Annotated in this window: 16 protein-coding genes; 7 read left to right on the top strand and 9 right to left on the bottom strand. The window is 61.8% G+C overall.

Translation table 11 applies throughout. The features are described from left to right. Window positions 1-22 precede the first annotated feature (22 nt). The 6 genes from NKJ23_RS06460 to NKJ23_RS06485 form a co-directional block, all read right to left on the bottom strand. Complete coding sequence (locus tag NKJ23_RS06460; protein ID WP_352679209.1) at window positions 23-1,393, bottom strand: alpha-glucosidase/alpha-galactosidase; 1,371 nt, start codon at window positions 1,391-1,393, stop codon at window positions 23-25. Window positions 1,394-1,414: 21 nt separating this feature from the next. After that, window positions 1,415-3,082, bottom strand: a complete 1,668-nt coding sequence (locus tag NKJ23_RS06465) for an ABC transporter ATP-binding protein (protein WP_352501439.1) — start codon at window positions 3,080-3,082, stop codon at window positions 1,415-1,417. Between the two features lie 10 nt (window positions 3,083-3,092). Continuing rightward, the gene (locus NKJ23_RS06470; RefSeq protein ID WP_352467677.1) at window positions 3,093-4,226 is read right to left on the bottom strand and encodes an ABC transporter permease; all 1,134 of its coding nucleotides are present in this window, start codon (window positions 4,224-4,226) and stop codon (window positions 3,093-3,095) included. A 1-nt stretch (window position 4,227) separates the two neighbouring features. After that, on the bottom strand, window positions 4,228-5,235 hold the full coding sequence (locus tag NKJ23_RS06475; protein WP_031211897.1) for an ABC transporter permease: 1,008 nt from the start codon (window positions 5,233-5,235) through the stop codon (window positions 4,228-4,230). A gap of 112 nt (window positions 5,236-5,347) precedes the next feature. Beyond that, complete coding sequence (locus tag NKJ23_RS06480) at window positions 5,348-7,432, bottom strand: ABC transporter substrate-binding protein (protein ID WP_352679212.1); 2,085 nt, start codon at window positions 7,430-7,432, stop codon at window positions 5,348-5,350. Between the two features lie 118 nt (window positions 7,433-7,550). After that, a complete protein-coding gene (locus NKJ23_RS06485; RefSeq protein WP_352679214.1) occupies window positions 7,551-9,017 on the bottom strand; it encodes an alpha-glucosidase/alpha-galactosidase in 1,467 nt (488 codons plus the stop codon). A gap of 199 nt (window positions 9,018-9,216) precedes the next feature. Between NKJ23_RS06485 and NKJ23_RS06490 the strand changes: the two genes are divergently transcribed. The 6 genes from NKJ23_RS06490 to NKJ23_RS06515 all read left to right on the top strand — a co-directional run bounded on the left by NKJ23_RS06490 (window position 9,217) and on the right by NKJ23_RS06515 (window position 14,429). Next, window positions 9,217-10,092 (top strand): AraC family ligand binding domain-containing protein, encoded by an 876-nt coding sequence (locus NKJ23_RS06490; protein ID WP_502897782.1) that lies wholly within the window; start codon window positions 9,217-9,219, stop codon window positions 10,090-10,092. A 369-nt stretch (window positions 10,093-10,461) separates the two neighbouring features. Further along, window positions 10,462-10,596, top strand: coding sequence for a hypothetical protein (locus NKJ23_RS06495; RefSeq protein WP_352472518.1), 135 nt, complete (start codon window positions 10,462-10,464; stop codon window positions 10,594-10,596). Continuing rightward, a complete protein-coding gene (locus NKJ23_RS06500) occupies window positions 10,593-11,030 on the top strand; it encodes a CBS domain-containing protein (protein WP_352472517.1) in 438 nt (145 codons plus the stop codon). The genes NKJ23_RS06495 and NKJ23_RS06500 overlap by 4 nt, the downstream gene beginning before the upstream one ends. A 113-nt stretch (window positions 11,031-11,143) precedes the next feature. Next, window positions 11,144-12,070: an NADP-dependent oxidoreductase gene (locus tag NKJ23_RS06505; RefSeq protein WP_352449638.1), complete on the top strand. Its 927-nt coding sequence runs from the start codon at window positions 11,144-11,146 to the stop codon at window positions 12,068-12,070. Window positions 12,071-12,429: 359 nt separating this feature from the next. Then, the gene (locus NKJ23_RS06510; protein ID WP_352679221.1) at window positions 12,430-14,121 is read left to right on the top strand and encodes an FAD-dependent oxidoreductase; all 1,692 of its coding nucleotides are present in this window, start codon (window positions 12,430-12,432) and stop codon (window positions 14,119-14,121) included. After that, window positions 14,118-14,429: a UBP-type zinc finger domain-containing protein gene (locus tag NKJ23_RS06515; RefSeq protein ID WP_352679224.1), complete on the top strand. Its 312-nt coding sequence runs from the start codon at window positions 14,118-14,120 to the stop codon at window positions 14,427-14,429. Before NKJ23_RS06510 ends, NKJ23_RS06515 begins: the two co-directional genes overlap by 4 nt. A gap of 221 nt (window positions 14,430-14,650) precedes the next feature. Here the strand turns inward: NKJ23_RS06515 and NKJ23_RS06520 are convergent, their stop codons facing one another. From NKJ23_RS06520 to NKJ23_RS06530, 3 genes are all read right to left on the bottom strand, one after another. Continuing rightward, window positions 14,651-15,820, bottom strand: a complete 1,170-nt coding sequence (locus NKJ23_RS06520; protein ID WP_352679227.1) for a GNAT family N-acetyltransferase — start codon at window positions 15,818-15,820, stop codon at window positions 14,651-14,653. Next, a complete protein-coding gene (locus NKJ23_RS06525; RefSeq protein ID WP_352679376.1) occupies window positions 15,817-16,812 on the bottom strand; it encodes a sterol desaturase family protein in 996 nt (331 codons plus the stop codon). The genes NKJ23_RS06520 and NKJ23_RS06525 overlap by 4 nt, the downstream gene beginning before the upstream one ends. A gap of 238 nt (window positions 16,813-17,050) precedes the next feature. Beyond that, window positions 17,051-18,979: a heparinase II/III family protein gene (locus tag NKJ23_RS06530; RefSeq protein ID WP_352679230.1), complete on the bottom strand. Its 1,929-nt coding sequence runs from the start codon at window positions 18,977-18,979 to the stop codon at window positions 17,051-17,053. 116 nt (window positions 18,980-19,095) lie between these two features. Here NKJ23_RS06530 and NKJ23_RS06535 point away from each other — a divergent pair, with 116 nt between their 5' ends. Continuing rightward, entirely contained in the window at window positions 19,096-20,337 is a 1,242-nt protein-coding gene (locus NKJ23_RS06535) for a glycoside hydrolase family 5 protein (RefSeq protein ID WP_352679233.1), read from the top strand. Window positions 20,338-20,413 lie beyond the last annotated feature (76 nt).

Genomic DNA, 20,413 nt, shown 5'->3' on the forward strand with positions numbered 1-20,413 from the left:
GTGAAATAGACAGCCCTGCGCCTCAGGCCGCTCGAACGCTGCGCGCTCCACGCGCCCATGCCGGCAGCCAATCGCCATGCGCAACCAGCAAGTCATCGACCAGCGACCATATCTGGTCGAGGTCGAGCTCGGCCGCCGTGTGCGGGTCCATCATCGCCGCGTGATAGATGTGCTCGCGGTTCTCGGTCACCAGCGCCTGGACCGTCAGCTCCTGGACGTTGATATTGGTGCGGATCAGCGCGGTGAGCTGCACCGGCAGGTCGCCAATGAACGTGGGTTGAATGCCGGAGGCGTCGACGAGGCATGGCACCTCGGCCGCGCAATTATATGGCAATGACGTGATGCAGCCATTGTTGCGGACGTTGCCGTAGATCACCGACGGCTCGCCGGTCCAGACCGAGTTCATGATCGAGGACGCGTATTCCCTCGACTGCTCGACCTCTATTCTGTCAGCCGAGCGATAGGCTTCCGCTTGCCCCTTCCAGCGTTCGATCTGCTCGATGCAGCGCTTCGGGTATTCGTCGAGCGGGATACCGAATTTCTCGATCAGATCCTCGCGCCCGTCCTTGATGAAATAGGGCGTGTATTCCGCGAAATGTTCGGAGCTCTCGGTGACGAAGTAACCGAGGCGCTTCAGCATCTCGTAGCGCACTCTGTTCGGGCAGCGCGGGTTCCACCCAGGCTTCGGCGCCCGCCCTTCGCTGTAGGCGCGCAGCAGATCCGGATAGAGATTGCGGTAGGAGCCATCAGGCTGGCGATGCTCGAACTTCAGGTAGAAGGCCATGTGGTTGATGCCGGCCGAGCGGTAGCGAATCTCCTCGTAGGGAATGTCGAGATCGTGCGCCAGCTCCATCGCCGTGCCTTGCACCGAGTGGCAGAGGCCGACCTGCTTGATCTCGGGGTATTTCTCCGCGATCGCCCAGGTGTTGATCGCCATCGGGTTGACATATTGCAGCAGGATCGCCTGCGGGCAGATCGCGAGCATGTCCTCGCAGACCTTCCAAAGATGCGGCACGGTTCTCAAGCCACGCATGATGCCGCCGACGCCGAGCGTATCGGCGATGGTCTGGCGCAGCCCGTATTTCTTCGGAACTTCGAAGTCGGTGACGGTGCAGGGCTCGTAGCCGCCGATCTGGAAAGCGACGACGACGAAATCGGCGCCCGCCAGCGCCTTGCGCTGGTCCGAATAGGTTTCGGCCCTGGCCTTCACGCCGAGCGTCGAAATCAGCTTGCCGACGACGATTGCGCTTTCCTCGAGCCGTTGCGGATTGATGTCCATCAGCGCGATCGTCGAGCCGGATAAAGCCGGACGCTGCAATATGTCGCCGACGATGTTCCTCATGAACACCGTCGAGCCAGCTCCGATGAAAGCGACCTTGGGATTTCTTGCCACAACAACCTCCGGCATAAGCAATTAGGCTACCTCGAAAGCGGCTTTGACCAGCCGTTCGGTGTAAGCGGTCTTGGGATGGGACAGGACTTCGTCGACCGGCCCCTCTTCGACGATCTTGCCGTGCTGCATGACGATGACGCGGTGGCACAGCGCCCGCACGACCTTGAGGTCGTGCGAGATGAAGATGTAGCTCAGGCCCCGTTCGCGCTGCAGCTTGCGCAGCAATTCGATGATCTGCGCCTGGACCGAGAGATCCAGCGCCGATGTCGGCTCGTCGAGTACGATGAATTCCGGTTCGAGCGCGACGGCGCGGGCAATCGCAATACGCTGGCGCTGGCCGCCGGAAAACTCGTGCGGGAAGCGCGAGAGGATATCGCCGGGCATGCCGGCGCTGATCAGCGCCTCGCGCACCCGCTCGATCCGATCGTTCCTGGTGGCGCCCATGCGGTTGACGACCAGCCCTTCCTCGATGATCTGGCCGATCGTCATGCGCGGGTTGAGCGACGAGAACGGATCCTGGAAGACGACCTGCATGCGCGACCGCAACGGCCGCATCTGCGCGCGCGAACAGCCATGGATCGGCCGGCCATCGAAATAGATCTCGCCGCTGTCCGTGGTGTTGAGCCTGAGCAACGCCTCGCCGAAGGTGGTCTTGCCCGATCCGGATTCGCCAACGAGACCCAGCGTCTCGTGCCGCCGAAGGGTCAGGCTGAGGCTGTCGACGGCGACGAGTTCGCGCAGGTCCGGCCTCATGAACGTGCCATGCCGCAGCATGAAGGAGACGCGCACATTCCTAGCTTCAAGAATAACGTCGGCGCCTTCCGGCAACGGATTTGCCTGGCCGCGCGGCTCGGAGGCAAGCAGGTGACAGGTGTAGGGATGCTGCGGATTGGCGAACAGCTTCTCCGTCACATTGTGCTCGCGCATCTCCCCATGCTGCATGACGTAGACATAGTCGGAGAACTGCCGCACCACGGTCAGGTCGTGCGTGATCAGGATCACTGCCATGCGTAGTTTCTTCTGCAGGTTTCGGATGAGATTGAGGATCTGCGCTTGAACCGTGACGTCGAGCGCCGTCGTCGGCTCATCGGCGATCAGCACATCGGGATCGTTGGCCAGCGCCATGGCGATCATCACACGCTGGCGTTGGCCGCCGGAAAGCTGGTGCGGGTATTGTTTCAGCCGCGCCTGGGGCTCAGGAATCTGTACCTGCTGCAGCAGCTCGAGCGCTCTTGCTTCGGCCTGCCTGCGGCTCATCTTGCGATGCACCCGTATCGCCTCGACGATCTGGCTGCCGATCGTGTAGATCGGGTTGAGCGAACTCATCGGCTCCTGAAAGATCATCGAGATGCGGTCGCCGCGCAGTTTGCGCCGCGCACGCTCGGAAAATTTCAGGATGTTGGCCCCGTTGTATTCGACAGTCGATTTCGGCGACACGACTGCGCGCTTCGACAACAGTCCCATGACGGTGCGCGCCGTGACCGACTTGCCCGATCCCGACTCGCCGACAATGGCGATCGTCTCGCCGCGATAGAGCTGGAAGGAGATGTCCTTGACGGCTTCGATCATGCCGTGTTCGACCTTGAAATCGACGGCGATGTTGCGGGCATCGATGACCGGGTTTTCCGAACGGCCGTCATGATCGAGTCGGACAGGCGGTGCAAAGGATTTGACGAGCGCGTGTTGTATCATGTCACGCTCAATACGGATCGACCGCATCGCGCAGTCCATCGCCAAGCGCGTTGAACGCGAAGACGGTGACAAGCACGAAGCCGACCGGTGAGAGGATCCAGGGATAGGTGCCGATGACCGAATAGGTCGCGGTGTCTTGCAGCATCAGGCCCCAGGAGATCAGCGGCGGCTTCACCGCGAAGCCGAGAAAACCGAGGAAGGATTCGAGCAGGACCACACTGGGGATTGCCAACGTGACCGCAACGATCACGTGGCTCATCACGTTTGGAAAAATGTGTTGCATGATGATGCGGCCATCTGTGGCGCCGACCGCCATCGCCGCACGAACGTAGTCGATCCGCGCCAGTGCCAGGGTCTTGCCGCGCACTTCGCGCGACATCTGCGCCCAGCCGAGTGCCGACATGACGACGATCACGAAGGCCAGGAAGACATTCGTCGGCGCCGTCACCGGAACCAGCGAGGTGAGCGCCAGATAAAGCGGCAATTGCGGAAACGCGAGCACCAGTTCGACGAAGCGCTGGACCCAGACATCGAATGTGCCGCCGAAATAGCCCGACACCATGCCGACCGTCGTGCCGATCACGGTGACGATGAAGACCACGGTCAATGCGATCATCAACGAGATGCGCGAACCATAGATCGCACGAGCCAGCACATCGCGGCCGAATTTGTCGGTGCCAAGGAAGTGCACCGGCTGGCCGTCGGTCGAGCCGAAGAAGTGCCGGTTCGCGGGAAGCAGGCCGAGCAGTCTGTACTCCGCTCCCTTGACGAAGAAGCCGAGCAGCCGCGGATGGTCGTAGTCCGGCCCGACGACGGGTTGGAAGGTGACCGGGTCGAGGTCTTCCGAATCCGCCAGGGCATAGACGCGTGGCTGGAAGACGAAGTTGCCGTCCTTGTCATGGAAGCTCATCATCTGCGGCGGGGCGAAGCCGACATCGGTCACCTTGGGATCCATCGGTGCGAAGAAGTCGGCAAACACAGCCAGCAGCACCAGAAACGCGACCAGGATGAGCCCGGCCATGCCGGTCCAGGACCGTTTCAGGCGGCGCCAGACGAGTGCGATGTAACTCTCATTGCCGCGCGGCTTGATCTTGGCCGGTTCCTCGGCAAGTGGCGGCAGCGAGGGCTCGAAAGCAAGCATCTCAGGACCCTGCATATTGGCGCACACGCGGATCGAGCATGACGAGCAGCATGTCGGCGATGATGTTGCCGACGATCAGCGTCGCCGACAGCACCATCATGAATGTCGCCGTGACATAGACGTCGCCGACCGCCATCGAGCCAACGATCGCCGGGCCGACGGTCGGCAGGGCAAAGATGATCGCGGTCTCGATCTCGCCGGTCAGCATATAGGGCAGCACCACGCCCTGATACATGACCAGCGGATGCAGCGCATTGGGCACCGCATGGCGCATCACGACCGCACCGCCGCTAAGGCCCTTGGCGCGAGCGGTTTCGACATATTGCGCGTTCAGCGTGTCGAGCAGATTGCCGCGCATCACCCGCATGTTGTAGGCGAGCCCGCCGAAGGTGGCGATGGCGACAACCGGCCAGACATGCCGGACGAGATCGACGAACTTCGCCCAGGACCACGGCGCCCCGCCAAATTGCGGCGAAAAGAAGCTGCCGATCTCGGAAACGTTGAACTGGAAGACCAGCAGATAGACGATGATCAGCGCCATCAGGAAGCGCGGCACCGTCATGCCGAGGAAGGAAATCGCTGACAGCGTACTGTCGATCCAGCTGTACTGCCTGGTCGCCGCCCATATGCCGAAGGTGATACCGAGGACCGAGGCCAGCAGATGGCACACCAGCGCCAGGAGCAGCGTGCGCGGCAGGCGCTCGCCCACCACATCGGCCACCGGCTTATTGTAATAGAGGCTGTAGCCGAAATCGCCGCGGGTGATGATGCCGCCGATCCAGTTGAGATACTGGACGGGCAGCGGCTTATCGAGACCATGTTCTATCCGATAGGCCTTGGCCTGCGCGTCGGCCTCGGCGAATGAGGCCCCGCCCTGATTGATCAACTGCGAGCGGATGTAGTCGGCATAGTCGCCCGGCGGCGCCTGGATGATGGCGAAGGTGACCAGGCTCAGAATGGCGAGGACCGGGATCGCCGACGCTATGCGCGTGAGCAGGAATCGCAACATCGGTCGGTTCGCTTCCTTGTCTGGCCGGTCGCTCTCTTTGAGCGTACGGAGGTTTGCTTTGTCCGGCCGCGCCAACTGGGGCGGCCGGAGTTCTCAGTCAGGGGAGGTAAACCTAGTTCATCGGGCCCTTGTCTCCGGGCTTGCCGGGAAGCTCTTCGGGGAACAGCTCGTACTTGGCCTGCTTGTCGGCAGCGACAAAGACCCGCTCGCGGACGATCGAATCCTCGGCCCAGTTGAACATGAAGATCGGCGTGCCCTGCGGGATGTTGGAGAAGCGTTTGTTGATGATCAGCGCGCCGGGATATTCCGTCAGGCCGACATTGTAGACGTGCTCGGTCGAGATCTTCTGGAAATCTCTCATCAGGCTGGCGCGCTCGTCATTGTCCGCGGACGAGACAAATTTGTTGACGATGTCGACGAGGTCCTTCTCGAAAGGCATCATATCGACCTCGCCGTTTTCCGGCGCACGATGGTCCCAGCTAGTCCGTGGACCGACCGGGGCCAGTTGATCGGTATTCTGGACGACGGAAGTCAGCTCCTGATCGTTGCGCCGTACCAGCCAGTCGAAGCGGCCGGAGTATTGCGAGGCATCGCGCTGGGTGCCGTTGAGTCCGTTCAGCACGATCCGCAGCCCTAGCTTTTCCATCTGGGCGACTACACCTTCGGCAAGGCTCTTGTCGGTGGTGTAGTCGTTGTTGACGAGCATCACGATCTCGACATTCTTGCCGCCGGCGGTACCTGCAGGAAAATTGACGAAGCCGTCGCCGTCCGTGTCCTTCAGGCCTGCCTTGGCGAGTTCCGCCTTGGCGCCTTCGAGATCGAAGGGGTAGTAGACCGTCGACTTCCGGTCGTAGAAGCTCGTGCCCGAGGATAAGCCGCCCGGATAGATGGCAGTGAACGGACCCTTGACCAGCGAGTCGCCGAGCGCCTTGCGGTTGAGCGCCATGGTGACGCCTTTGCGGAAGTCCTCGTTGCGGTTCAGCTCGCGTATCGCCTGTCCGCGCTCGTCGGGGTTGCCCCAGCCATTGGCTGAGAAATTCATGCGCAGATTATAGCCGATCAGCCGCGCGCCGAACGCAAGCCGTGCCGGTGCGTCCTTTTGCGCCGCGCGCTTCAGCGAGGCGACGAAGTTCTCCGGCTGCTCCAGATTGGAGAAGTCGCCGGCTCCCGCGACGGCCTGAACGTCGCGGTCGGCCCAGGTCGACAATTTGTAGTGCAGTTCATTGAGATACGGCAGTTGGTTGCCCTTCTCGTCGACCTTCCAATAGTACGGATTGCGACGCATGACGATGATGTCGTCGGGGCGGTATGCCACCGGCACCCAGGCGCCCATCACCGGCATGTTCATATATTCCGGCGGGAACGCGTTCTTGAACTGCTCGTAGGTGTTCTTCGAATATTTCGGATGCTGCGGCTTGAGGATATGCGACGGGCCCGGACAGAAGGTGCCGTAAGCCATGGCGTAAAGATATTGTTTCGGAAAGGCGTCCTTGAACGTCCACTCGACGGTGTAGTCGTCGATTTTCTTCAACGTCGTGCCGACGCCGAAGGTCTCCTGCGTCGCGCCGTTCAGCGGCGACACATTGGGGTCGATCACCTCGTCGTCCCAGTAGAACATCACGTCGTCGGCGTTGAACGGAACGCCGTCAGACCATTTGGCGCCTTCGACCAGATGCATCGTCAGCGTGTGGCCGTCCTTCGACCAGTCCCAGCTCCTGGCGAGGTTCGGCAGCGGCTCTGTATCCTTGGCCTCGACCTGGAAGAGCGGGGCCGTGCGCGTCAGGCATTCGGAAAGACCGATGTCGATGCCGCCCCAGCCTTGTGTCTGGCCCGCGCCATAATTCCAACCCTCCGGCCGGCCGCCGATGACATGACGCATCGTATCACCGTAGACACCGACACCGTCCGGCATATTGCCGGTCTTGAAGACCAGCGGCTCCTTCGGCAGCCGGTCCTTGACCGGCGGCAGCTTGCCTGCCTTGACGTATTTGTCGGTGACCCAATCGGGTTCGTGGTATTCCGGAAGTGCCTTGAACTCCAGGATGGAGTCGCGCGCGACGTATTTGATCTTTCCCTCGGCGGGAAATTGCGCGGGCACCGGCGGCACGGTCGGCTCGGATGCATACGCGTTCAGCGCCGAGGCCGAGACGCTAAGCGCCAGCCCGGCGAGAATGCCAATGTTTCGAAAATTCCTCATCGTCTCTCCTCCCTGTTGTTCAGGAGCGCGTTGACGCCGCTCCATTTCTCCTCGAACGAATGTACAGACGGGTGCGGAAAATCCTCCCGAAAGCTCGCCGCGATCCACCCGGTGAAATTCACACGGCCTGCTTGAGAGCCGCTTTTTCCGCACGCAACTCCTCGATCGAACGGACGTCGCGCCGTGCCGCGCCAGCCCATTCGCGGGTCTTGACCCTGGATTTCGAAAGCCGCTCCTTTGCAGCCGGCACGGCGCCCGCATATTGAGGCAGCCAGCGGGCCTGGGCGACGACCATTTCGTCCACCATTTGCCAAACCTCTTCCGGCGTCGAAACCGCGCCGACCAGCGGATCGTGCAGGACGGCGAGCTTCAGCAGGTCGATATCGCCGGAGATCGCCGCATGAACCGACATGCGCTGGACGTTGATCGAGGAAGTGCAAGTGGCGGCGCAGGCCTCCGGCAGCGTGATGCCTGCAGCCATGTTGATGCCGAAGCGGTCGACGAAGCCGGGCGACTCGATGATCGCGTCTTGCGGCAGGTTGGTGATGATGCCGTTGTTCTTGACGTTGAAATGGCCGCGATAAACGCGGTTCGTCTCCAGCGCCTCGAGAATGTGGCTGGCATGCTCGTTGGAGCGCTTGGCGGGGTCTATCGGCCTGGCGGCGGATTCCAGAAATTGCGGGAACTCCGTTTCGAACCAGTTGCGTGTTTCGGTCGAATAACGAAGGTAGCCGCCGGTCTCGCCGTGGATCCAGTCGGACATGTCGATCCAGCGGGTGATTTCGTCCGGCCGCTTGCGATACCAGGGCAGGTATTCGGAAAGATGGCCGTTGCTTTCGGTCGAATAGACGCCGAAGCGCTTCAGGACATCGATGCGCAGCTTTTCCTGCTGCGAATAGACCGGATGCGCCTCGAAGGCGGCAACCAGCTCGTCCTTACCGATCTTGCGGCCGTTGAGACGCAGGTCGATGAACCAGGTCTGGTGATTGATGCCGGAGCAGACGTAGTCGAGCTCGGTGCGCGACTTGGCGCCGAGCACTTCGGCGATCTGGTCGGCGCCATGCTGGACACCGTGGCAGAGGCCGACGGTATCGACCCTGCCATATTCGATCGCCGCCCAGGTGTTCATGGCCATCGGATTGGCGTAATTCAGGAATTTCGCCCCAGGCTCGGCGACTTCGAGGATATCCTTGCAGAAATCGAGGATTACCGGAATGTTGCGCTGGCCATAGAGGATGCCGCCGGCGCAGATCGTGTCGCCGACGCACTGGTCAATGCCATACTTCAAGGGAATGCGGATGTCGTCCGCATAGGCTTCGAGACCGCCGACGCGAACGCAGCTGATGATGTAGCGGGCACCCTCGAGGGCAGCACGGCGGTCTGTCGTTGCCGTAACCTTGGTCGGCAGCCTGTTGAATTCGACGACCCTGTCGAGGATCGACTTGATCATCTGGAGGTTGCGCTCGCTGAGATCGGTCAATGCGAATTCGACATCCCTGAATTCAGGAACGCACAAAATGTCTGTGAAGAGCTTCTTGGTGAACCCGACGCTTCCCGCACCGATGATAGCGATCTTGAAACTCATCAGCCTCACCTCGACCTGATCGAACGCTGGGGCAAAGGCGGCGAAAAGAGGCCTGGCCCGCCTGCCACGCTATGCAGGCTGGAATCCAGCATTTCCTCCCATCCGCTCTTTGACCGCGGTTTCTTTTGCTTTTCTCAAGGGATTATGCGCCTTATTCGGCACGCGACCAGAGAAGGATTATGCTTTTAGGGGTAATTTTGTGCTGCGGAACTTGATCGACATCGGGCCGGCGGGCAGGACGGTATCGCTGCCGCGCGGGCGCCAGCGCCTACACACCATGCCGACAAGCACCGGCTATGAAGTGCGCGAGAACGAGGTCTACGACTGGGATGGGCGCAAGCGCGGCCTGACGCCGTTTACCGTGCTCCAGCATACGATCAGCGGCGCCGGCCGATTGCGCTACGAGAACCGGAACTACCGCCTGCAAAAGGGCGACACTTTGCTGGTTCTCGTGCCGCACAACCACCGTTACTGGCTGGCCAAGGGCGAACGCTGGGAGTTCTTCTGGATATCGATGAACGGCGAGGAGGCACTGCGCATCCACAAGTCGATCCTTGCCGCCGTCGGTCCGGTGCTGCGGCTGCAGCCCTCGACGATCGATCATCTGGCTGATTGCAGTGTGCGCCTGATCACGGGCGCGGTCTCGCCGGGAGCCGCCTCGGCCGTCGCCTATGAAGCAGCCATGGCGCTCTACGACGATGTCTTCGGCTCGCATGCCGTCACAGACGACAAGAGCGCCATGCAGCCGGTCATCGATCACATCAGGGCCAATCTCGACAGGCCGCTCCGCGTTGCCGATCTCGCTGAGATCAGCGGCCTGAGCCGCGCGCATTTCTCGCGCTGCTTCGCCGAGAGTGAAGGTCTTCCGCCCGCCGAATTCGTGCTGCAGCAGCGACTGCAGCGCGCGGCGAAGTTGCTCACGAAGGCCGATTTCCTGCCGGTCAAGGAAGTCGCCATCATGTGCGGCTTCGAGGATGCCAATTACTTTTCGAAGGTCTTCCGCCGCCTCTACGGCATCAACCCGACGCAGTTCCGCACCAACGGAATGTATGCCAGCCTGGGAACCGCCCGATAGATTGGCACCGCGCGTGGCGTCGGAAGCGGGAACGCTTTTGCTTCCCCTTGGTTTAGGACAAGAGAGCCTGATCGCCGCTGCCGCACCCCCGCTCTTGGCGGAGATCAGGTCACAGTTGTCAGGGGAGTGACCGATGAACAATCCCGATCCGAATAACCCGAATCCACTGCCGGACAATCCCAATCCGGAGCCGGCCCGGCCGCCTGCCCCGCCGGAGACTCCGCCGGGAGAACCTCCAGGCGTACCCCCGCCCTCGCCGGATCCAATTCCGACGCCGGACCAGGAGCCGATCGGAGTTCCTCCCGGCACGCCTTCCGAAATTCCTTCGGAACCGACCTTTCCCGGGCCGACCGCCTGAAGGGCGGTCGGGTGGAGGATGGCAAGGGTGATTTCGGCGAAGCGCTCGAAACGGGTCTTGCCATGGAACGTTTTGCGCTGGCGCTCATTCACCCTTTCATCATGGAAACCGGCGGCGGGCCCTGCAACCAAGGGAGGTTAAAATGAAAGTCGGCAACTGCATGACAAAGGACGTCGAGATCGCCAGTCCGCAGCAAACCCTGCGCGATGCGGCAGAAATGATGGGTCGCCTCGACGCCGGCGCAATGCCGGTGGGCGAGAACGATCGGCTTGTCGGCATGGTAACCGATCGCGACATCGCAATCCGCGGCGTCGCCCAAGGCAAGACACCTGACGCCAAGGTACGGGAAGTGATGAGCACCGAGGTCAGGTATTGCTTCGAAGACGAAGACGCGGAGGATGTTCTGCGTAACATGGCTGACCTGAAAGTGCGCCGCTTGCCGGTGCTGAACCGCGACAAGCGCCTGGTCGGCATCGTTTCGCTGGGCGACCTCGCCACCAACAGCGAGACGGCGACAGCAGGTGAAGCGCTGAGCGGCATCTCGCAACCCGGCGGCGAGCATTCGCAAACGATACACTGACGGCGCACCACCGGCCGGCCTTTGCTACGACCGAACCGCCGGCTGGATAGACGCCGGCCTGCCGGCGAAACTGTTCAGAGCGAACTGGACTGCAACCCGACGAGGAGCAAGCCATGATTACGATGAAGGCCGTCCGAATCCACGATTTTGGTGGACCGGAGGTTCTTTCGCTGGACGCGGTTCCGTTGCCTCAGCCGCATGACGACGAGGTCACGCTCAAGGTCTACGCGGCAAGCGTCAATCCCGTCGACTACAAGGTTCGCGAGGGCTCTTCGGGCGCGGATCTGCCCGTCACGCTCGGCCGCGACGTATCCGGCGTGGTGGAACTGTGCGGCACGCGGGCCCATACGCTGAAGAAGGGCGATCCGCTATATGCCATGCTCGGCAACGACCGCGGCGGCAACGCCGAATATGTCGTCGTCAAGGCAACGGAGGCGGCGGCGAAGCCGCAACGCTTAAGCCACGCCGAAGCCGCCGCCGTGCCACTTGCGGGCCTTACCGCGTGGCAAGGCCTTTTCGATCACGGCGGCCTCAAATCCGGGCAGCGGGTCCTTATCCATGGCGGCGCCGGCGGCGTCGGTCATCTGGCGGTGCAGTTCGCAAAGGCCGCGGGCGCGTTTGTCGCGACGACCGTGTCCGCGCAGGATTTCGATTTCGTCCGCGCGCTTGGCGCCGACCAGGCGGTCGATTACAAGAACCAGCGCTTCGAGGAGCTTGTCGAGGACGTCGACCTCGTCTTCGACCTGGTAGCGGGTGAAACACAGGACCGCTCGTGGGACGTGCTCAAGCCCGGCGGGACGCTCGTCTCAACGCTTTCCGAGCCGTCGGCGGAGAAGGCCCGCCTGCATCGGGCTCGCGGCGTTTCCTATTTGACCAAGCCGAACGCGGCGCAGCTTGCCGAGATCAGCCGCCTCATCGACGCCGGGAAGGTCAGGCCATTCGTGCAGGCAATCTATCCTCTTGAGGAAGTCGCCAGGGCCGAGGAACAACTCGAGAAGCAGCACACGCGCGGCAAGATTGTGCTTCAGGTAGCTGCCTGAGCACCCGCCGAACAACAGGCCGCAGGCCAGTTTGCGGAGTGCTCGGACACAGGCCGTTTTCTGCTGTCCAGAAGCCCGGCGGCCGAGAGTTTGACACAGGACGGCCCGCCGGGCCTGGCCGGCTTAGACAGGTGCCGGCTGAAGCAGCATGCGCCGGGTTTGCCGGGATGCGCAAATCAAACAAATCAAGGAGATGCAACGGATCGTGAGGCACGTCGGGACGACACCGTCGCACGGCCGACGTCAGTTAACTGCGAAGCGAAGGACACAGCGTTTACCGACAGGCGAGCCAGGTTCCTACCGGCCGCAAGCCGCAAAAACCGCTTCAAACTGTCGGAAACCGGCGATAGGTTCGAACCATGTCTCAATCCGCCAATCCGATCTCCATTGCCCGTCGCGATCAGATGTTTCCAGTGCTGGCTGAGGCGGACCTGGACCGCATGGGCCGTTTCGGCGAAGCCGTGTCCTATGCTGCAGGCGAACAGATCGTCAAAGCTGGCGAGCTGGCGCCCGGTCTGATCGTGGTCCTGTCCGGCAAGGTGGATATCATCCAGGGCGGCAGCTTCGGCCGGCGCGAAACCATCGTCACGCATCGTGCGGGCAATTTCGTCGGCGAGTTGGCGCAGCTTTCAGCCCGGCCCTCACTGGTGGATGTGGAGACGGTCGAGCCGGTCGAGGCGCTCGTCATCCCCTCGCAAAGGCTGCGGGATCTGATGGTGCAGGAAGCAAACCTCGGCGAGCGCATCATGCGGGCGCTGATCCTGCGCCGTGTCGGCCTGCTCGAGAGCGGCACAGCCGGACCGATCATTGTCGGACCGGTCGACAGCGGCGACGTATTGCGGCTGCAAGGTTTCCTGGCCCGCAGCGGTCAGCCGCACCGGGTTCTCGATTCTGCTACCGATACCTGCGCCAGGACGCTGATCGAACGCTTCCATGTCGATATCCACCATTTGCCGATTGTGCTCTGTCCGAACGGCAAGCTGCTGCTCAATCCCGGAGAGAACGAGCTTGCCCGCTGCATCGGCCTGGTGAGGCCGATCGACTCCGGCAAGCTGTACGACGTGGCCATTGTCGGCGCCGGACCGGCCGGCCTCGCGGCGGCCGTCTATGCGGCTTCCGAAGGGTTGTCGACGATCGTGCTCGATTGCCGTGCCTTTGGCGGACAAGCGGGCGCCTCCTCGCGCATCGAGAACTATCTCGGTTTCCCGACCGGCATTTCGGGAATGGCGCTGATGGCGCGCGCTTACAATCAGGCGCAGAAATTCGGCGTCGAGATGGTGATACCGGACGAGGCGAAGCTGCTGGGCAGCGCAAGCGACGCGTCCGGTGCCCACTACACGCTCGCCGTCGGCGGCGGGGAGACCGTGCGGGCACGGTCGGTGGTGATCGCCAGCGGAGCGCGCTATCGCCGCCTCGACATGGCAAACCTGGCGCAATTCGAGGGAACCTCCGTGCATTACTGGGCTTCGCCGATCGAAGCGCGGCTTTGCGCCGGGCAAGAGGTAGCCCTGGTCGGCGCCGGCAATTCGGCTGGTCAGGCTGCCGTCTACCTGGCGGCGCATGTGAAGAAGGTATGGCTGCTGGCGCGCGGCAGCAGCCTCGATGCGAGCATGTCGCGCTATCTGGTGGAGCGCGTCAGGGCACAGCCGAACATCGAAGTGCTGGCTGAGACGCAGATTGCGGCACTGGAAGGCGACGACGGCAATCTTAGCAAAGTGCGCTGGCGCAACCGCGACACCGAGACAGCACGTCCGATCCGCCACCTCTTCCTGTTCATCGGCGCCGATCCGAACACCGACTGGCTGGCGCAATGCGGCGTGGCATTGGACGCGAAGGGCTTCGTTCGCACCGGGCCTGACATTGGCCAGGAACGTGGTGCACTGGAGACGAACCGCGGCGGGGTGTTCGCCATCGGCGACGTGCGCTCCGGGTCGATCAAGCGCGTCGCCGCTGCCGTCGGCGAAGGCGCCCAGGTGGTTGCAGCGCTGCATGCATATCTCGCGCGAAACGGCAGTCTCGCCGTGGCGCCACAACTGGTCAGGAGCGTATGATGGCAGACGAATGCAGGCACGCCGGGGACATTCGCGACGTGACACCGAGCACGCTCGGCTGCGAGGAATGTCTGAAGAGCGGTTCGCAGTGGGTGCATCTGCGGCTCTGCCGCACATGCGGCCATGTCGGCTGCTGCGACGACTCGCCCAACCGTCATGCCACCAAACATTTTCGGGCAACCGGCCATCCTGTCATCGAAGGCTACGATCCGCCGGAAGGTTGGGGATGGTGCTACATCGACGAGATCTTCCTCGACCTCGGCGACCGCACCACGCCGCAAAACGGTCCGATACCGCGCTTCATTTGAGCTTTTTGCGAGCGGGCCACTACAGCAATTCCAGGAAAAGTGTGAACGGTTTTCGTCCGGAATTGCGTCAAAACAAAAGATGGAGCTGTTCGGCGTTTCCGTGAAACGATGGACCGTTCTAAAGCATGTCGCGCAAAAGTGTGCAGCGGTTTTGCGATAACGACATGTATAAAACAAGAATCTAAAGCGCGTTGCATGAGACCGATCGAACGCGACGCGCTTTAGTCCAAGGCTGCTTCGGCTTGAGTGGGCGTATCGCGTCCCTCTGGTGGTGCCGATGAACGCTCGCGCATATGCCTGACGGTCTGAAGAACACGATCGGCAAGAAATGCAAGCGCGCCCTGTGCCGTGCGCGTCCCGATGACGGATTCCAGCGTAACCGCCTGCGTTGAGAATTTGTGTTTGAACGACTCTGCGCCACAGAGGAAATCGACCATGCTCAAGCCGTGATCGATCGACCACTGCACGTAATCCATCAACAGGATCACACCCGGCGATGCCCGGCCGAAATCCGGATCGAACGTCGTCACGAAGGCCATCATCATGTCGTGCTGGACGAAGTTGATCGACACCGCGACCATCACGCCATTGCATTCGAGGACGAAGATATGCAGCACGCCGGCGCGCGCCAACGCATCGACGAGCGCGGCGAGTACCGGCACGCCCTCTTCGAAGAGGTCTGATTCACGCATGCGCTCGGTCAGCCATTTCCGCTTCAAGGCCGCGAGGCGCTCCAGTACCGGTTGCAGCGGCTCGTCGGGCGCAAGCAGGCGAAATCTCACCTCTCCGGTTTCTTCCAGCGCCTTGATGCCGCGCCGATAGTTCTGGCGCGTCTTTTTCGACTGGTCCGCCAACCATGCCGCTCCGCTTTCCCATTGTCCGGCAACGCGATAGCTGACTTCCGTTCGGTGAAAGTGACGAAGCCTGATGCCGCCGGAAGCTCCCGGCGCGAAAATTTTGCGGGCCGCCGCATCCGGCGAGAGACGGCTGATCAAGGCAAGATCGAAGCCACCTGCATCGCAGAGTTGGGTCCATAGCTCCTGCAGCGCCGATAACGAGCATTCCGGAGCAACGAGAATATCCCCATAGTCGGTATAGCTGCCGGCCGCCCATTCGAGAAACCGCAGCCCCCTGCGCCTGCCGATCGCGAGCGGAACGACAGCAACGAGCCTCTCGCCCTTCCAGACCAGGCCGATCCGCAACGCGCGCTGGTCACGGCGTTGTACGGTACTCCACCATGCCGAAATCCAGGCATGGCTTTGAAAGATCAGCCCGTCGGTACGATGCCAAAGCTCCATCCAAGCGGCTTCGACCGCAGCCAGGCGATCCGCCGAACGGACGATTTCCAGGCGCTCCGCGCCTAGGACGTCGATGGAAACAGCGGTGTTCATGAAGGAGAACTGTCCTGTGGCTGCGCGACCACATTGGGCCGTCTGTGAAACAGTCGCATGACATGCCTTGCCATCTTCTTGAGCGGCAGGATGTAGAGCCCAAAGAGCGACTGGTAATCGCGCACATCGCGATCGACCAGGCCAAATTTCAGGTCTTCCTCCGGCTCCGGGACAAATTGCGTTCCGAATAGACGATCCCAGAATGAAAAAAGCAGGCCGAAATTCTTATCGTAGTGACGCGGGTCGATGCTGTGATGCACCTGGTGCCAGTGCGGACACAGGATGATGTTGTTCAACGGGCCGAACGATATCTTGAGATGGGTATGGCGAACAAAGTCCATCATCAGGATGTTGCGGATGACGTAGACGTTGATGCCGAAAATAGCGACCTCTACCGGATCGAGTGCGATCAGGCTCCAGACACCGAAGCAGATGCCCGGGATGACGCCATCCCACATACGGTTCATCAGATCGTCCAGCGGATGAACCCGGTCCTTGGTGATCCCCACCATCACCTCGGCCGAATGATGTACCTTGTGCAATTCCCACAGGAACGGGAAACGGTGCTGGGCGACGTGGTAGAGGTAGTATGAAATATCATAGGCGACCAGCATGGTTGCGGTGAAGATGACGATCGTCACCGGTCCCGCCGGGCCGCCGAGAAGCGGCGCGTGGATGTTAAGGAGCCAGCCAATTGCCTCGCGTGTACCATAGCCAACCGCGACGACGAAGGTGACGCCGGCAGGAATGAGCAGGAAAGGCATCATCGCCCGTTTCGTGATCCAGAACAGGGCGTCGGCTCGCGCCGACGGGTGCAGGATGACTTCCTGTGGGAAGGCGAAGTCGAAAAAGTCCCTGAGGGACTTATGTTCGGCAGTTCGCCAGTAGGCGATCACCGCGCTGCCCAGTGCGGTGAGGAGAAGCAGGCCGAGCGTGGTCAGATTGACGTTCGAAAGCTTTTCCACAATCGCTCTGGCAAATTCGGAAAACATTGATGCAGCGGCTCCTGGTCGTAAGAAGGCAGTCTGGGGTCGTAAGAAGGCGATCTGGCGAATAGCAAAGCACAAAATTCCCGCCAAACTCGCTACGCCGCCTGCAACCAGTGGCTGTTGCGGGGCGCAGCGGGCAAAGCAGGCTGGATGGTGCGAGACTAGCAGATCAACGGTAACGAAACCGCTAAATGTCCAAACGTAATTAATGTCGAATACGGCTGGAACTCGCCCGGCAACTCTACGTTGGCACCGATTTTTGCTGTTGCGGCGGGTGAATTGGGGCAAGATGGATATCGATCCCGGCTTCGCCCACTTCACCGTGCCAGGCGAGGCGTTCGGCTTGCTGCCTGGTGCCAAAACGCAGTGAAACCCAACCGCCTTGGCCCGGCATGTCACCGCCGGCGCCGATATCGAGCGCAGCATCAGGAAAGCGGATGGCCAACAGTACCTCGTCGCCGCGCAATACCGTGACCGTCTCTTCGTGCCGGTCGGCATGGAGGCCGGCGGCCAGTTGGAAGACGATCTCGGACTGGCGCCTGCCGCCGAGCAGTTGGTCGGTGATGAGGATGCCATCGGCCTGGCGCGCCAAAGTGCGCTGATGCACGACGCCGAAGCGGCTTCTATAGCCGTCATGCCGGGCGCTCAGCCTCCAGTGCGGTCCCGGCTCGCTCTCCACCAGCGCTGCGACTGCCTTGTGCGACCAGTTGAAATTTCCAGCGATGGTGCTTTGGCTCTCGCCCTCGATGTTCAGCGTGTTGTGCGCCGGTGTGGAGCGAAACCAGTCGCGCCATGCGCCTCCCGAACCGTAGAGCCAGGTGCCGGGATCGACCAGCACCGGCTCATCGTCGATGCACAGGGTGAGCGACAGCGCGTCGGCATGGCCGTGCGCCGCTATCGAGAGATAGCCGAGCGGCCCATGGTCGAACGTCAGTTCGACATTGCGGCCATTCATTGCTCCGCGCCAGACGGAGAGCCCGCCTTGCGTGAATGTCTGCAAGCCATCCACCGCGGACGCCGGGCCTGACGGCGCACCAAAGAAAAGCGAACGAAAATCGTCAGGCTCCGGCGCGTTGCCCGGCGTCCCCAGTAAGCCGTGGATGGCGGCTGCGACGGATCGGATATAGTTCGGCTCGTCGCCCAGCTTCAGCACATGGCCCTCATCGTCGTCGCCGAAGCGGGCGGCTTTCTGTGGCAGCCAGCCGACGAAATTGGCGAAGGCGCCCAGACGCGCTTCGACGGCCGAGGGAAACGGCGTTCCCGCCTGGCGTGCCGCGGCGGCGCACAGCAAGATGAGTTCGGCGCTGAAGGCTGCATAGGTCGGCGTTTGCTCGGCTCCGGCGCCGTCGGCAAGAATCTGCTTGTGCGTCTCATTTAAGAGGGCGCTGCGGGCAATTTCGGATTCGGCCCCGAGCGCCAGGCCAACCAGATATTCGCCAGCCAACTCTGCGACGAGATGGTTGTTGGCGGAGGAATATCGCGACGGAAACCGCGGCAGCCAATAGGCGCTTGCCGCGAGTATCTCACCAGCTTTCCGCAGCGTCGCCGGGTCAAGCCGGTCACCGATAAGGTCCAGGGTGACGATCAGGCTGATGGCTCGCAGCGCTACTTCGATGCCGGAAGCCCAGCCAATGCCTCGGAACGGCGGATTGGCGGAATGCCAACTGCCGATTGCCGCCTCAATGGCACTCCGGGATCGATTGTCCTCGCTGAGGAGCAGGTGTGCAGCCAGTACTGGCAATTGCTGCAGCCGGTTGACCTCCCAGACATATTTTATATCGCCAAGGTCGCCGCCATCGCGAAAATCGATATCGAAAGTATGAGCCTCGGCGCCAGGCCAAAGCCTGCCAGTTACCGGATCAAGACGCCAAAGCTCAGCAGGAAACAAAAGATCGGGCTCACGCTTTGGCCATGTCCGCCCGAGTGCCGAAAACCGGCCATGAAGTGCCTCTTGCGCGGCCGCCGCTATGGCCTGCCGTTGAGCGTCGGTCGCTGCCAGCGCAGCATGGCGAAATCCGGGCAGCACTGGATGCAACTGCGGCGATGGATAGCGCTCCCACCCATCATCGCGACGGCGCGACGCGATCCTTCGACGTTGCTCGCCCAGCCGGTGCAACACCTCGGCCGGTCCCATGCTGCGCAATCGGTTGATGTACCAGCCGATTCTCATGCACGCCCCGTCAACGTTTCGGTCCTTGTATACCATGCCGTCGAAAAGCTGCGGGCCGGCAATCTTCTTTCCCGTTCGTTGCGGTTAATATCTCCCGCGAGCATGCGGAGGGAGCGATGCGAAAAGCGGTGTATGTTGTTGCCTGGGTGCTCGCCTTGCTTGTGGCGGCCGAGGCAGAGCCCATCCCTCTCAAGCGCGGCGTTGGCGTGCATCAGTGGCTCAACTGGTCGCCGGTGGAGAAAGACGGAACCTACGTTTGGCCGCCCTATCGCAGTGAAAAGGAGTGGCTTGCGGAAAGCAGGCCGCTCACCGACTGGCCGGCCGGGGAGGTGTTTGCCTACATCCGATCGATGGGCTTCGACTTCGTCCGGCTGAGCGTCGATCCCGGCCCGCTGCTTGCCAGCGGGGACGCCAAGCGGCAGCAGGCGCTGGACATACTTGCCGCCGCCGTCGAGCGGATCACGTCGACCGGCCTCAAGGTGGTTTTCGACCTGCATGGCGTCACTCAGATTCCCGACTACAGCATGGAGATGATCTATGGCGGCGCCGACAGCGAGGGCGTTGCCCGCTATCGTCAAATGGTTGTGGCGGTCGCCGCCATGCTGGTCAAGATAGGGACCGACAAAGTCGCCCTCGAACCTTACAACGAGCCCGCATACTACCCTTGCGATGCGAGCGGCAGCGATCACTGGCAGCGGATCATGGCAGGGACCGTCCACGACATTCGAGCGGTCAGCAGCGAACTTACCATCGTTGCAACCGGCGCCTGCGGCGGCAGCATTGCCGGATTGGTCAACCTCAGCCCCAGCTTTGATGACCCAAACCTCTATTACAGCTTCCATATGTATGAGCCGCACAGCTTCACCCACCAGCGGCCCGATGACACGATCAGCTTTGCTTCGGGACTTCCCTGGCCGGCCGACAGCAGTACACCCGAAGTGGTGACCGAAACCCTTAGAGCGCGGATGGAAGCTGCCGGCTTGAGCAGGGTCGAGCAGGTCATGAACATGGCCACCGCGCGCCAAGCAATCGCGAACTATTTCGAGCAGAACTGGGGCCAGAGCCAACTGGAGGCGAGCTTTCGCCAGGCTGTCGACTGGGCTGAAGGCCATGGCATTCCCAGCCGGCGGCTCTTCATGGGCGAATTCGGCGCTATCCTCATGTCCGCGGACGGCCGCATGGGCGCCTTTGAGGCCGACCGTTCGCGCTATCTCAAGGCAGTGCGCCGAGAGGCCGAACGCTTCGCGATCCCATGGTCTGTCTGGGAGTTCTCCAATCCCTATGGGATGAGCCTCATCCCGCCCGATGGCCCCCCGGTTCCCGACCCGGAGATGCTGCAGGCATTGGGCCTGCCATAGGTGCCGTCACTCCCTCTCACCGGTGAATAGCCGGCGGCGAACCTTGACCGCCGGGCCTGATCGAGGAACGGCCTGT

This window comes from Mesorhizobium sp. M0184 (assembly GCF_040322215.1).
Taxonomy (GTDB): Bacteria; Pseudomonadota; Alphaproteobacteria; order Rhizobiales; family Rhizobiaceae; genus Mesorhizobium.

What these genes read in the sequence shown, in the direction of transcription:
- NKJ23_RS06470 (WP_352467677.1), bottom strand. Translation starts at nt 4,226, where the DNA reads ATGCTTGCTTTCGAGCCCTCGCTGCCGCCACTTGCCGAGGAACCGGCC.
- NKJ23_RS06475 (WP_031211897.1), bottom strand. Translation starts at nt 5,235, where the DNA reads ATGTTGCGATTCCTGCTCACGCGCATAGCGTCGGCGATCCCGGTCCTC.
- NKJ23_RS06480 (WP_352679212.1), bottom strand. Translation starts at nt 7,432, where the DNA reads ATGAGGAATTTTCGAAACATTGGCATTCTCGCCGGGCTGGCGCTTAGC.
- NKJ23_RS06485 (WP_352679214.1), bottom strand. Translation starts at nt 9,017, where the DNA reads ATGAGTTTCAAGATCGCTATCATCGGTGCGGGAAGCGTCGGGTTCACC.
- NKJ23_RS06500 (WP_352472517.1), top strand. Translation starts at nt 10,593, where the DNA reads ATGAAAGTCGGCAACTGCATGACAAAGGACGTCGAGATCGCCAGTCCG.
- NKJ23_RS06505 (WP_352449638.1), top strand. Translation starts at nt 11,144, where the DNA reads ATGATTACGATGAAGGCCGTCCGAATCCACGATTTTGGTGGACCGGAG.
- NKJ23_RS06510 (WP_352679221.1), top strand. Translation starts at nt 12,430, where the DNA reads ATGTCTCAATCCGCCAATCCGATCTCCATTGCCCGTCGCGATCAGATG.
- NKJ23_RS06515 (WP_352679224.1), top strand. Translation starts at nt 14,118, where the DNA reads ATGATGGCAGACGAATGCAGGCACGCCGGGGACATTCGCGACGTGACA.
- NKJ23_RS06520 (WP_352679227.1), bottom strand. Translation starts at nt 15,820, where the DNA reads ATGAACACCGCTGTTTCCATCGACGTCCTAGGCGCGGAGCGCCTGGAA.
- NKJ23_RS06525 (WP_352679376.1), bottom strand. Translation starts at nt 16,812, where the DNA reads ATGTTTTCCGAATTTGCCAGAGCGATTGTGGAAAAGCTTTCGAACGTC.
- NKJ23_RS06530 (WP_352679230.1), bottom strand. Translation starts at nt 18,979, where the DNA reads ATGAGAATCGGCTGGTACATCAACCGATTGCGCAGCATGGGACCGGCC.
- NKJ23_RS06535 (WP_352679233.1), top strand. Translation starts at nt 19,096, where the DNA reads ATGCGAAAAGCGGTGTATGTTGTTGCCTGGGTGCTCGCCTTGCTTGTG.